Source organism: Gemmatimonadota bacterium (genome assembly GCA_041390105.1).
GTDB lineage: Bacteria > Gemmatimonadota > Gemmatimonadetes > Longimicrobiales > Gaopeijiaceae > JAGQIF01.
Genome location: JAWKQO010000002.1, coordinates 81,220 through 93,995, shown reverse-complemented (window position 1 = coordinate 93,995; position 12,776 = coordinate 81,220). Strand labels below are relative to the sequence as shown.

At 67.6% G+C, this 12,776-nt stretch carries 11 protein-coding genes; 5 read left to right on the top strand and 6 right to left on the bottom strand.

What is annotated here, in order from left to right:
* Positions 1-58: 58 nt before the first annotated feature.
* Complete coding sequence (locus R3E10_09800; GenBank protein ID MEZ4416041.1) at positions 59-283, bottom strand: hypothetical protein; 225 nt, start codon at positions 281-283, stop codon at positions 59-61.
* A 230-nt stretch (positions 284-513) separates the two neighbouring features.
* Here R3E10_09800 and R3E10_09795 point away from each other — a divergent pair, with 230 nt between their 5' ends.
* Positions 514-1,509, top strand: coding sequence for a hypothetical protein (locus R3E10_09795; protein ID MEZ4416040.1), 996 nt, complete (start codon positions 514-516; stop codon positions 1,507-1,509).
* 22 nt (positions 1,510-1,531) lie between these two features.
* On the opposite strand, the gene R3E10_09790 is transcribed toward R3E10_09795, so the two are convergent.
* Positions 1,532-3,214, bottom strand: a complete 1,683-nt coding sequence (locus R3E10_09790) for a DUF885 family protein (protein ID MEZ4416039.1) — start codon at positions 3,212-3,214, stop codon at positions 1,532-1,534.
* A gap of 101 nt (positions 3,215-3,315) precedes the next feature.
* Here R3E10_09790 and R3E10_09785 point away from each other — a divergent pair, with 101 nt between their 5' ends.
* From R3E10_09785 to R3E10_09770, 4 genes are all read left to right on the top strand, one after another.
* On the top strand, positions 3,316-4,368 hold the full coding sequence (locus tag R3E10_09785; GenBank protein MEZ4416038.1) for an MBL fold metallo-hydrolase: 1,053 nt from the start codon (positions 3,316-3,318) through the stop codon (positions 4,366-4,368).
* Positions 4,369-4,517: 149 nt separating this feature from the next.
* Positions 4,518-7,775, top strand: a complete 3,258-nt coding sequence (locus R3E10_09780) for a sialidase (protein ID MEZ4416037.1) — start codon at positions 4,518-4,520, stop codon at positions 7,773-7,775.
* Positions 7,776-7,830: 55 nt separating this feature from the next.
* On the top strand, positions 7,831-8,415 hold the full coding sequence (locus R3E10_09775) for a DUF1080 domain-containing protein (protein ID MEZ4416036.1): 585 nt from the start codon (positions 7,831-7,833) through the stop codon (positions 8,413-8,415).
* Positions 8,416-8,537: 122 nt separating this feature from the next.
* Positions 8,538-9,086, top strand: a complete 549-nt coding sequence (locus R3E10_09770; GenBank protein ID MEZ4416035.1) for a hypothetical protein — start codon at positions 8,538-8,540, stop codon at positions 9,084-9,086.
* A 59-nt stretch (positions 9,087-9,145) separates the two neighbouring features.
* On the opposite strand, the gene R3E10_09765 is transcribed toward R3E10_09770, so the two are convergent.
* The 4 genes from R3E10_09765 to R3E10_09750 all read right to left on the bottom strand — a co-directional run bounded on the left by R3E10_09765 (position 9,146) and on the right by R3E10_09750 (position 12,733).
* On the bottom strand, positions 9,146-9,523 hold the full coding sequence (locus R3E10_09765; GenBank protein MEZ4416034.1) for a hypothetical protein: 378 nt from the start codon (positions 9,521-9,523) through the stop codon (positions 9,146-9,148).
* A gap of 1 nt (position 9,524) precedes the next feature.
* A complete protein-coding gene (locus R3E10_09760) occupies positions 9,525-9,980 on the bottom strand; it encodes a phage tail protein (GenBank protein MEZ4416033.1) in 456 nt (151 codons plus the stop codon).
* 145 nt (positions 9,981-10,125) lie between these two features.
* Positions 10,126-10,770, bottom strand: coding sequence for a response regulator transcription factor (locus R3E10_09755; protein MEZ4416032.1), 645 nt, complete (start codon positions 10,768-10,770; stop codon positions 10,126-10,128).
* A gap of 1 nt (position 10,771) precedes the next feature.
* Complete coding sequence (locus R3E10_09750; GenBank protein MEZ4416031.1) at positions 10,772-12,733, bottom strand: PAS domain S-box protein; 1,962 nt, start codon at positions 12,731-12,733, stop codon at positions 10,772-10,774.
* Between the last annotated feature and the right edge of the window lie 43 nt (positions 12,734-12,776).

Below are 12,776 nucleotides of genomic sequence, written 5' to 3'. Positions count from 1 at the left end.
GAGTCCGACGTGAGGTGTTCAAAGAACGATCAGGGTGAGGCGGAAAGGGGCGACGGGATCAACCGTCAGGGTTCCCGTCCTTGGAGCCACCCGCCAACAGGCGGTAGAGCAGGTAGACCACCCCGCCCACCACCAGCACCGTCGGGATCCAGCCGAGGAGCTTCAGGGCCAACCCCGCGGCCAGGACCGCACCGGCCCCCTGGGCCCAGCCCAGGACCTGGCCCTTGGTCCGAGCCGTCTCGAGGTCGGTCTTCGTGTAGATCTTGGCAGGCAGTTGTTCCACGGAGCCCTCCGGGTCGGGGTACCGCTCGCGTATAGAACATCCCTGGCTGAACCTGCGCCCGGGACGGCCGCCAGCGCCACCCGGCGGGAACGGTTGGTCCGGCGCCTGGCGCGCGGCCTTGACGGTTCTTGGTCAGGAATCGCGTATTGCGGAGGGGAGTTTCGCCTGGTCCCGCTCGCGCGCCCAGGCCAGCCCCCCGTGGACGCGCCAACGACCTGGAGGATCCGCCCGTGTCCGAGTTTCCCGACTGGCCCGAGTGGCGCTACAGCCCGTACTCCGAGCACACCGAGGAGGAGCGGGAGGCCGCCCAAGCCCAGGTCGAGGCCATCGACTCGGCTGATGAGCTGCTTTCCCTGCTGCGCCACCACTCCAGCGTGCTGCTGCGCTATCGTGCCGCCGACATCGCGGCCTATGCCCGCCCCGAGGGGCCTCCCTTCATCTCGAAGCTGCTGGAGGCGGATCCGGAGCCGATCTTCGAGCTGCTGCGCCGCGAGACCAACTCCTGGGTCTACAGCTCCCTCATCGGCACCGTATGCGATGCGGCGGACCGGCTCACGCCGGAGAGGACGAAGCGCGTGGCCGCAGTGGTGCGCGAGCTCCTGGCCCGCGGAGAGCCGTCGTCCCGCCGCTGGCTGACCTGGCAGATGGTGCTCCGATCGGACGGACGCGCCTTCGTGCAACCCTGGCTCGAGGGTGTGGCCAAGGACCGGCTGCTTTCGGAGCCCGACAACAAGATCCGTTACGAGCTTGCCGAACAGATCCTGAGCACCGGCTACCGGATGCCCCGTGGGTTGCTCGACTTCACCAACCAGTGGGCCCAGCACGTCGGCTACCGGACGGGCTATGTCCCTCCGTGGGGTGGCAAGTGGGCGCCCAAGGACCGCACGTTCTTCGCGGGGGAATCACGGCCGCTGCTGGCACCCAAGCGTCCGACGGCCCCGACCGCACCCCCGCCGGCGCCCGCCGCATCCTACTCGATGAGCGGCGCGGGAGCCTCCCACGGCCACGCACCACCGCCGACTGCGGGGCCTCGTCACGTCACCATCGAGCACACCAAGAAGAGCATCAAGGCTCAGGGTGTGCTGGCCCGCGTGCTGATGGGCGCGGGGTTCGTGATGCCGTTCACGCAGGTCGAGAGCCGCTTCGTCGTGGCTGGCGTCATGATCGTGGGCGCGATCCTCTGGCTGCAGTGGCTCAAGGTGGCCCGCTGGTGGGAGCACGGCTGAGTACCTACCCCGGCCCTGCCTCTCACCGCTCCAGGATCACGTCCCGCTCGCCCGTCATCTCCCAACGCGTCAGCGCCACCGGAATCACGCCCGAGTCGAAGAACTCGTCGAAGAAGCGCCGCACCGTGAAGTCGTCACCCAGTTGGTGGGCACGCTCCGCCAGGAGCGACTCGATCTGGATCTTTCCGGTCAGGTAACTGGTGCCATATCCCGGCTGCCGCAGGTAGAGCTGCTGTTCGAAGCGCACCAGCTCTCCGTCGGTCAGCCAGCCCCGCGGGGTCCAGGTCATGGCGTGCTCGACCGCTTGCTCCAGGTCGAACTCGCCGCCGTGGAGATAGAGGCCGCTCAGCCCGCGCGCCGCCCGCTGCGCCACCATGATCCACACGAGCTCGCGCGAGCGTGGTCGGTCGTCGAACAATCCGGCGTGCATCATCATCTCCTCCACGCCGGTGGCGAATCCCTCCGAGCGTGAGTCGAAGATGTTGGAGAGCGACGGCACGCTGCGGATCGGGCTGGGATGGGGGTTCTCTCGCATGCGCGCCAGCTCGATCCAGTGGTGCATGTGCGTGCGCATGGCGAGCGGATCGCGGTAGTTGACCTCGTTGAAGAAGTTGCGAAGCTGACCCGGCGGCACCGGCTCGAAGCTGCCGTTGACGGCACGCAGTGCCGGCTCCATCCAGGGCTCGATCGTGTGGATCTCCTCACGCTCCAGGAAGGTCATGTAGTCCGTCACCGCCTCGTTCATGCGGCGATCGTACTCCGCGGGACTGGCGATGCGCTGCAGAGCGGGACGGGCCCGGTTGCGGTTCTCCTCCAGCCTCAGGGAGCTGTGGGCCCGCGCCAGCTCTCGACGCAGAAGCGTCACCTGCTCCTCCCAGGAATACGGGACCAGATGCACGTTGCGCATGTACCAGGTGTAGTTCTCCTTGCCCACTCCGGAGGGTCCTGTCTTGGAGGGCGCCTCTTCCCGCAACCAGGCGAGGAACTCTTCGCTCGCGCCTCGTGCTGCGCCGATCGCCTCATTCAGGGCAAGACTGCTCCCGCCTACACGCTCGGCCAGGGCGCCGAGATCCCTGATCTGACCTTCGAAGGAGCGGAATCCCGCCGTCCAGAGGTCACGGGCGTTGCCGGTCAGATTCCCGCGTGCCTGCTCCAGCAGCCTCGGAATCGTGCCGATGCGCTCGGCCAGATCCGCGGCGTCCGATTCGGAAAGCGGATATGTGTAGGTCCAGAGATCGATCCAGCCGTGCAGGACCGGTCCCTCATGAGCGGGGACGTCACTCTGGGCCGGGTAGATGGAGACGTAGAAGGCGGGGTCGCGCTCCCAGGGGCGACGCACGCGGTGATCGAAGTCGAGCCCGTTCATCTCGGCACGCACCAGGTGCCAATCGATCTGGTCGGCGACGCTCCAGCCCTCCGGATCCAGTGCCTCCAGCCGCGCCCGCCACCCCGGAAGTGCGGCATGCTGGGCCGCCATGGCCGTGCGGGAATAGTCGGGAACGCCGTCCACGAACGCAGGCCGCTCGAACTCCCGCCACTCCCGGAACAGCTGCACCAGGTCCTCGTGCGTGCCGCCCTGAGGCGGGGCGCCGGTCGCGCCGGCCGTAGCGGGACCCTCGGGCGCGCAGGCGCTGGCCAGGAGGAGCAGGAGGCCCGGCACGCCACGGCGTGCGGATCTGCGGATCGATCGCGAAGAGGGGGCCATTGCGGAACTCCCGGTGATGGCGTGGTCTGGACCCGTGCAGCAGATTCCCCCGCCAGTCCCCTTGTCGTCAAGCGTGCCACCCGCTCGCGGAGAACACACCCATGCGCACCCTCGTACCCGTGCTGGTTCTGGTCGCGGCCGCCTGCCAGGAGGCGCCTGCGCCGGCGCGCGATCAGCCCCGCCCGCCGGGCTCGGATTTCCAGGGACCGGCCTTCGAGTTCGAGCAGGTGCTCCCCGACATCTACCACGTACGCGGTACCGGCAATCTGTCGATCGGCTCCAATGGGGCCGTGATCGTCAATGACGACGATGTGCTTCTGGTGGACTCGCACATCTCGCCGGCGGCAGCCGTCGCGCTGCTGGACGAGCTCAAGACCATCACCGACAAGCCCGTACGCTACGTCGTCAACACACACTTCCACTTCGATCACGCGCACGGCAATCAGATCTACCCGCCCGAGATCCAGGTGATCGGGCATGAGTTCACGCGCGACATGCTGGAGAACGGAGGATCACTCGGGCGGTCGTACCAGCAGTTCGTGATGACCCTTCCCGACCAGATCTCAGCGCTCGAGGCACAACTGCCTTCGGCAGCGCAGGAAGAGCGTCCTGAGCTGGAGGCTCGCCTCGCCTACTTGCGCACGTATTGGGAGGGACAGCAGGGGCTGGAGCCTACCGGCCCCAACACCACGCTCTCGCAGCGCATGACCCTGTTCCGCGGTGGACGCGAGATCCAGTTGCTGTTCTTCGGACGTGGCCACACCGGCGGGGACGTGGTGGTCTACCTTCCCGCGGAGCGGGTCCTGGTCTCCGGTGACCTGTTGACGGGGGGCCTGCCGTTCATGGGAGACGGGTACACGGACGAGTGGGACGACACGCTCGAGCACCTGAAGGCGCTCGACTTCGAGTGGGTCCTCCCCGGCCATGGGACCCCCTTCCAGGGGAAGGAGTCGATCGACTGGTTGCAGGCGTACCTGCGGGATCTCCAGTCGCGGGCGGCGGCGTTGCACGCCAGAGGACTCTCGTTCGAAGAAGCCGCGGGACAGATCGACATGCGAGATCACGCAGAACATTACGCGTCGATCACCAGCGCAGGTGTCGCCCCCATCGCTGTGCAACGGATCTTCGAGCTGCTGGACCAGGCCGGGCGCTGAGGCAGGCTGGCCCGCGGGCACAGCGCGGGCCCACCTACCTTGCCGGGGCGAGTCTCGCGGAGCATTGTGCGAGGTGCCTCCGCGAGGCCCACCCTCGCCTTCCGCCTCGGGGACGGCCTGTTCCTGGACCCCGACCCGGAGTGGGAGCGATGCGCCGCGCCGACCGCCTCGCCCGCCGCCCCACCGCAAGGACCCTCGGGTCCACGCTGGTGGGCGTCCTGTTCACGCTCGTCCTTCTCGCTGCGCCGGTGGAGACGTCCCCGGTGCTCGCCCAACAGGTGGGCGCGGACGCGCTGGCTGCCCTCCCCTTCCGCCACATCGGCCCGGTGGGCAACCGCATCTCCGCCGTCTACGGCGTGACCGGCGATCCCCTCACCTACTACGCCGGCGCTGCCGCGGGTGGGCTCTGGAAGACCACGGACGGAGGGCTCTATTGGGAGCCGGTCTTCGACGAACAGGACGTCCACTCCATCGGATCCATCGCCGTCTCGGAGTCGGACCCGGAGATCGTCTGGGCGGGGACGGGTGAGCCGCACATCCGCTCCAACGTCACCATCGGGGACGGCGTCTACCGCTCCATGGACGGAGGGAAGACCTGGAAGCACATGGGGCTGGAGAACACCGGTCGCATCAGCAAGGTGCGCATCCACCCCTACAATCCCGACATCGTCTACGTGGCCTCCTTGGGACACGTGCACGCTCCGCAGCGGGAACGCGGGATCTTCCGCACCACCGACGGCGGCGAGACCTGGGAGCAGGTGTTGTTCGTGGACGAGGGCGTGGGCGCCAGCGACCTGGTGATGGACCCAAACAACCCGCGCATCCTCTTCGCAGGCATGTGGACCGTCCAGTTCAACACCTGGGGTCGCCGTTCCGGCGGACCCTTGAGCGGCATCTACATGAGCCGAGACGGCGGAGACACCTGGACCAAGCTGGAGGGACACGGCCTTCCCGGGCGTCCGGTGGGAAAGATCGGGCTCTGCATGACCCCCGCCGACTCAGACCGCATCTACGCGCTCATCGAGACCGGTGATGGCGTGCCCTGGGAAGGTCAGGACACGGATTCCGGTGAGGTCTGGCGCTCGGACGACGGCGGAGAGAGCTGGCAGCTCATGACGCACAACCGGGACTTCGGCGGACGGACCGGCTACTACAACAACTGCCGCGTGCTCCCGGATGATCCGGACGAGGCGATGTTCCTGACGGCGGCGTTCACCCGCACCATCGATGGCGCCCGCACCGGCATTCCCATGACCGGTCGCGCCCGGCCCGGCGGCGATTACCACGACCTCTGGATCGATCCGACCGACGGCGACCGCTGGATCGTGGGAAACGACCAAGGCGTCTCCGTGAGCCTCAACCGCGGGCAGACCTGGCTGCGCACTCAGCTCCCGATCGGGCAGATGTACCACGTCACGGTAGACAACGCGATCCCCTACAACGTCATGGGCAATCGCCAGGACGGCCCCAGCTTCCGAGGCCCGTCCAACAGCCTCTTCGGGGGAACCCGGGGAGCCATCCCGCGTGGCGACTGGCACTCGGTGGGCGGCGGTGAGAGCGGCTTCGCCACTCCCGATCCCACGGATCCGAACATCGTGTGGTCCAGCGCTTCCGGCTCTGGTGCCCGCGGCGGCATCGTGGTGCGTTTCGACGAACGCAACCGCCAGTTCCGCAACGTGGAGGTGTGGCCGGAGAGCACCGGCGGGTGGTCGGCCGAGGAGTTGAAGTACCGCTTCCAGTGGACGTTTCCCCTGCTGGTCTCCCCCCACGACCACAACACCATCTACGTGACGAGTCAGGTGGTGCACCGCACCACCAACGGCGGACAGAGCTGGGACGTCATCAGCCCCGATCTGACCACCAACGACAAGTCGCGGCAGGGGAGCAGCGGCGGCCTGACCCCGGACAACATCGGCGTCGAGTACTGCTGCGTGATCTACGCGTTCGACGAGTCCCCCATCGAGCAGGGTGTGTTCTTCGCCGGCTCGAACGACGGGCTCGTGCACGTGAGTCGGGACAACGGAGCCAATTGGACGGATGTCACCGCCAACCTTCCCGGCCTGCCGCCGGATGGTGTCGTGCGGGGCATCGACATCTCGCGCCATGAAGCCGGGAAGGCGTTCATCGCCATCGAGCACCACCAGGTGGGCAACTTCCTGCCCTACGTGTATCGCACGCGCGACTACGGCCGCACCTGGGCCAGGATCACGACGGGCATCGCCGAGCACCGGCTCAGTTTCGCGCGCTGGATCCACGAGGACCCGGTACGCCCGGGACTCGTGTACCTGGGCACGGAGAACCGCCTCTACGTCTCGTTCGACGACGGCGACCACTGGCAGATGCTGAAGAACAATCTGCCGCCCGCACCCATGTACGGAATCATCGTCCAGGAGCATTTCAACGATCTGGTGGTGGGCACCTACGGGCGCGGGTTCTGGATCCTGGACGACATCACGCCTTTGCAGCAGATGACTCCCGAGATCGCCGCGTCTCGTGTGCACCTCTTCCAGCCGAGGAACGCCTACCGCTTCCAACAGCGCACGAGCCCAGCCACCGACAACATCGACATGAGCGCCGGAGACAACCCACCCTATGGCGCCTCCATCAACTACTGGCTGGGCGAGGGCGTGCCGGGGCCGGTGACCGTGCGCATCTCCGACGCAGCGGGCACCACGGTGCGCACGCTGCGTGGCACGACCCGCGCCGGTGTGAACCGCGTCTGGTGGGACCTCGAGGACGAGGGCGGCACCGAGGTGCGGATGCGGACCACACCCCTCTACGCCGACTGGGTGGACCTCGGTGCGGAGCGGGTGATCGCCCGGGGTGGAGACATCGAGGTGCTCCAGCCGCCCGGCACCTACACGGTGACGTTGGACGTGGGTGGGGAGACCCGGACGGCGTCGTTGCAGGTGCTGAAGGACCCCAATTCCAGCGGAACGCTCGCAGACATCCAGGCACAGACCGAGATGATGCGCGACCTGCAGCGCGACGCGAACTCGACGGCGGAGGCCATCAATCAGATCGAATGGCTGCGCAGACAGATCTACGACGTCAGCGCCGTGTTGGCGGACCAGGGCAACGCGGAGGCGCTGCTCCAGACCGGGCGCGAACTGGACGCCAAGTTGATCGGAGTGGAGGAGATCCTCGTGCAGCTTCGTACGACGAACACCGGTCAGGACGGTGTGCGCTATCCCGCCAAGTTGATCGAGAAGCTGGGGCACCTGTCGGGTGGGGTGGGTACCGCGGATTTCAGGCCCACCGATCAGCAACGCGAGGTACACCAGGTGTTGAAGGAGATGCTCCGGGAGGCACAGCAAGGACTCGCCGCCCTCGTCTCGGGCGACCTGGCGGCCTTCAACCAGATGCTGCAGCAGCGGGGCGCCCGCATCATCTCGGACGCGCCCTGATGCCACGGGATCTGACAGGGAGGCAGGAGGAGTGACCTCCCCCTGGAGGGTCGCGCTGGTGCTGGCCTGCGCGGCCACAGCCTCGTCGGAGGGGGTGGCCGCGCAGGACGCTGTGTCGCTGTTCAATGGGCGGGATCTGTCCGGTTGGACCGTCCACGGCACGGAGCATTGGTTCGTGGACGGAGGGGAGCTGGTTTGCGAGAGCGGCCCGGATGCGGCCTATGGGTACCTGGCCACCGAGTCGGTCTGGCACGACTTCGACCTCAGTGTCGAGTTCAAGCAGGAGGCGGACGGCAACAGCGGTGTGTTCTTCCATGCCCACGTGGAAGGCACCGTGGTCTCGGGCTGGCAGGCGGAAGTGGCGCCGCCGGGCCTTTGGACTGGCGGCATCTACGAGTCGTACGGCCGGGGATGGCTGATCCGTCCCGACGACTCCCTTCCCGACGTGCGGCTGGGCGAGTGGAACACCTTGCGTGTCCGGGTGGACGGAGAACACGTGACCACCTGGCTGAACGGCGTGCAACGGATCGACTTCGCGGACGCGGCCATCGGGAGCGGCGACGGGCACATCGCGCTCCAGATCCACGAGGGCGGCGGCATCCGTGTACGCTGGAGGAACCTGCGGATCACGGGACTGTAGGCCGACCCGGCCCCGGGCCTGCGGGCTCCTGGTGGCGGCTTAGCCACCTGATCCTCTACACTATCGATGCGCGGACCGGGCGCCCGTTCGGTCGGCGCAGCACGTCCATCGGAGCGTCCCTCGTGCATCCACTCCGCAGAAGTGCCTGCCTGTACACCGCGCTGCTCCTGACCGCCTGTGCCAGCGGCTCCACCTCCGCACCGTCGACGGCACCGCCCGAGCTTCGCCGCGGAGTGGAGGGGACCGAGCGGGTGGTTCAGCGCGGCAATGACGTCACGTCCATTGTCGCCGCCCAACGCACCGAGGTTTGGCTGGCCCTGCAAACCATCCTCACGGACCTGCGGATCACGCCCACCACCGTCTCCCCCTCCGAGGGGCGGCTCTTTGCCGACGGGTTCCGGCTCCTGAGGTTGGCCGACCGCCGGGCCTCCGCGTACGTGGACTGCGGCACCGGACTCAACGGACCCGTCGCTGACGACTCCACCGTTCTTGCCAACCTGCGCATCGTGGTGAGCGACCACGTGGGGGGTGGCACCGAGGTGGCCCTGCAGGTCGACGCCGAGGCGCGTCCTCGGGGTGGGATCGAGGGGCTGCGCTCCTGCACCTCTACCGGGCGCATGGAGGACCTGGTGTTCCAGATGCTCGGGGAGAGGCTCTCGGGTCCGGCTTGAGGCCGGCGGTGACGCGAAGCCGGAGCACAGCGCACGCTCTTGGAAGCGTCTCCCGCAGGCTACTCCGAGCGCAGGAGGCCGGGCAGTCCCCGAAAGGCACCGAGGTCGTGCTCATAGGTCCACGACCAGGGGCGCCCACGCTCATCCTTGCACGACACGGCGGCGCGGAAGCGCTCCGGACCCTGCTCGAGAAGCGCCGCCAGACGGTCCACGAAGACGCGGTGGCACCCCTGCGGGCGCAGCACACCCAGGCGTTCGAACAGCGGAAGGCGGTCCAGATCCACCTCGCCGCCGAGCGCCCGCACGGTGGGCTGCAACTGGACCCTCACCTCCAGCGCCGGTCGCTCCCCCACATTCTCCAGGACGAGCTCGACGAGACCGTCGCGCACGTCCACGTCCAGCACGACGCAGGGCGATCCCGCCGGTAGTGCCTCCATCTCAGTCCGCCAACTCGAGGCCTTCGTGACAGATCTCGAGCGTCTCGATGGCGACGTCGGCGTGCACGGCGTTGAGTGAGGGGCCCGTCCACTTGCAGGGCCACGCGCGCCGGAAATGCCAGCGCGCAACCTCCTGCCGACCTTCGTCCAACAGGATGATGCGCCCATTGGCACGTTGGGGAGTTCCCTGCATCGCCGTGAGAAGCCACTGCCAGAACCGATCGTCGCCCGTGAAGCCACGGGTGCAGACGAGATTGGGATACTTCTTCAGGCCGGGCAGCTTGCGGACCGTGTTGTCTTCCGAGCCGTTCCGGTACTCGATCGTCTGGATCTCCACCCCCAACCCCGAGATCTCGGAGAAGGAGCCGCGCGCCGCGCGACCATCCTCGCTGACTCCGTCGATCTCGAGGAGGAAGTTGTAGTTGCCGTAGGGGTCGTCGCGGTAGATCGGCGGCATCTGGCCTCCATGCTCGGGGTGCCCCCGGGGGCGCCCGGTTCGACTACTCCGATACGCGCAGTTCGGGCCGCACAGCGGCCGTGTCCCGACCTCGGGGGCAGGCTGCGTTCCCCGTGCGGAGCCGGCGCTGTCCCTCGCCCCTGTGCTACTCGGACCCCACCAGCCCCACCCGCACGGCGTAGCGGACCAGCGACGCCAGGTCGCGAATCCCCAACCGCTCCATCAACTGACTGCGGTGGGTCTCCACGGTCTTGGTGCTGAGGTGGAGCTTGCGGGCAATGGCCTTGCTGGAGTTCCCCTCCGCCACCAACTGCAGGATCTCTCTCTGCCGGGGAGTCAGCGCCACGTCCGGAGTGGCCGGGATGCCGAGCGCCCGTCGGTCCAGGACACGCTTGGCTACGATGGGACTGAGGTAGGAGTTCCCGGACGCAACGGCGCGGATCGCCAGCTCCAGCTCCACCGGCGCCGCATCTTTGACGAGGAACGCGTCGGCGCCTGCCTCCAGGGCCGCCGTGATGTACTCCTCCCCGGTATGCATGGAGAGGATGATCACCCGGGTCTCGGGTCGATCTCGCTTGATCCGGACGGTGGCGTCCAAGCCGTTCAACTCTGGCATCGTGATGTCCATGATCACGATGTCCGGCTTCAGTTCCTGCACACCCTCCACGGCGAGCCGACCGTTTCCGACCTCCCCGACCACCTCGATCCCATCCACCTGCTCCAGGAGCGATCCGAGGCCTGAGCGCACGAGGGCGTGATCATCCGCGAGGAGTACGCGAAGCGAGGACACGCTACCTGCTCGCATGGACAGCGACCGGTGCCGCGGTGTCCTGGGCGATCCGGCAGCGTACGGTGGTGCCCTGTCCGGGCTCGCTCTCGATGTCGAGAACGCCGTGCATGATCCGGGTGCGGTACCGCATGATCCTCAGCCCCATTCCACCAGGGGGCGCGGAGTCCAACGCGAACCCACACCCGTCGTCCACGACCGTCAGCTGGACTTCGTTCTGAGAAGAGCCCAACGCCAGGTTGGCGACCGTGGCCCGACCGTGGCGGGCGGCGTTGCTGATGGCTTCCTGGGCGATCCGATAGAGGTGGGTGGCCACGTTGAGGTCACGAACGAGCTCGGGCTCGGGCAGCGCAACATCGACCTGGATCCCCAGGATGCGCTCGGCATCACCGGCAAGGTCCGTCAGGGCCGCATCCAACCCGCGCTCGTCCAGACTGAGCGGCGTGAGGCCGCGCGCCAGCGCCCGTGCCTGTGCATGGGCGTCGTCCAGCAGCGCCCCCAGGGCGGCAACCGCGTCCGCCTCGCTGCGACCTTCCTTGCGCAGGCGGCGCTCGATCGCGGAGGCGTGGAATCGCGCTCCCACCAGCATCTGCCCCATGCCGTCGTGCAGATCGCGGCCGAGGCGTCGCTGCTCCCGGTCGCTGATCTCCAGCACCTCCCGCTCCAGCCTCCGATGCTCCGTCACGTCGCGGGAGTTGACCACGAGTGCCCAGCCAGGCTCGACCTCATCCTGGAGCCCCTGCCCCACCGCCTCCAGAATGGGCCACTCCCCGTCCGCATTGAGGAAGCGAAACTCCGCAGATTGGGGCTCCCCAGGGTTCATGAATCCGGCTTGCAGCGCAGCAATCACCCGGCCGGCGTCGTCGGGGTGCACGAACTCCAAGGCGTTACGACCGATCAACTCCTCGGGCTTGAATCCCAGCTTCTGCTCGATCGAGGGGCTCTCGTACACTACTCGCGCATCGCGGTCCAGCACGGAGATCACGTCGAGCGCGTTCTCGATGAGCACCCGGAACTTGCGCTCGTTGCGGCGCAGGATAGCCTCCGCCCGCTTGCGCTCCGTGATATCCGTGAGCACCGCGAAGCACCCCACCGGCCTGCCCAGCCGGTCGCGGATTGCCGTGGGCGACACGCGGAAGTCGATGGGGCCCTTGGCGCCCGACAAGGAGATCTCCTGGACGACCGTAGCAGTGCCGCCTGCTCCACAGTGACCCCCCAGGACCTCCACCAGCTCTGCGCTCAGAACGTCCTCGAGACGGCGCCCGACCACGTCGTCGGCGTCGAGCCCCAACACCGACAGGAGCCGGCGATTGGCGAAGGTGATCTCCATGTCCGGCGTGACGACGATCAACCCGTCGTTCATCGTCTCGACCAGGGTTCGGTAGCGCTCTTCGCTGGCCTTGAGCGCTCGGGCGCGGATGCGCTCGTCTTGATTCCGGTGCACGCGTGACGCCACGACCAGCGTGGGAATCAACAGATTGAAGCCGAACGAGTCCGCAGAATGCATCAACGTGATCTCGGGATCGAACGCCGTGATGGCGGCAAGGCAGATCAGGTTGACCACGGCGATCAGCACCGTGGCGCGTAGTGAGAGGAAGACGCCCGCCAGGATGACGGAGAGGACCGGGTAGGCAAACGCCATGGGGTCCGCGGGCAGCCAGATCAACGAGCCGTGCGCGGCCAGGGTGGGAATCAACACCGTGGTCCAAGCGGCCACCCAGAAGTGTCCGAACCGGTTCAGGATCCAAGCCACCGCCCCCAGCAGGGCTGCCATCCCGACGATCGCGAACTGGGGTCCGTAGTCTGGCTTGATGAGGTACTGGAACGTCCCGCAGGCCAGCCCGATCGGAACGAGCGAAACCAGGAGCAGAGAGAGGAGCTCTGCCCTGCGTCTGGGGTCAGACGGGAGATCCGCTACCCGCGTGAACCACGCGGGCACGGCCCCGCCTCGGGCCATGTCCGACATCGGCAATCTCCCATCAAGGGGGGTTGGAAGCCTGCCGTGCTGC

What these genes read in the sequence shown, in the direction of transcription:
- R3E10_09790 (MEZ4416039.1), bottom strand. Translation starts at nt 3,214, where the DNA reads ATGGCCCCCTCTTCGCGATCGATCCGCAGATCCGCACGCCGTGGCGTG.
- R3E10_09785 (MEZ4416038.1), top strand. Translation starts at nt 3,316, where the DNA reads ATGCGCACCCTCGTACCCGTGCTGGTTCTGGTCGCGGCCGCCTGCCAG.
- R3E10_09780 (MEZ4416037.1), top strand. Translation starts at nt 4,518, where the DNA reads ATGCGCCGCGCCGACCGCCTCGCCCGCCGCCCCACCGCAAGGACCCTC.
- R3E10_09765 (MEZ4416034.1), bottom strand. Translation starts at nt 9,523, where the DNA reads ATGGAGGCACTACCGGCGGGATCGCCCTGCGTCGTGCTGGACGTGGAC.
- R3E10_09760 (MEZ4416033.1), bottom strand. Translation starts at nt 9,980, where the DNA reads ATGCCGCCGATCTACCGCGACGACCCCTACGGCAACTACAACTTCCTC.
- R3E10_09750 (MEZ4416031.1), bottom strand. Translation starts at nt 12,733, where the DNA reads ATGTCGGACATGGCCCGAGGCGGGGCCGTGCCCGCGTGGTTCACGCGG.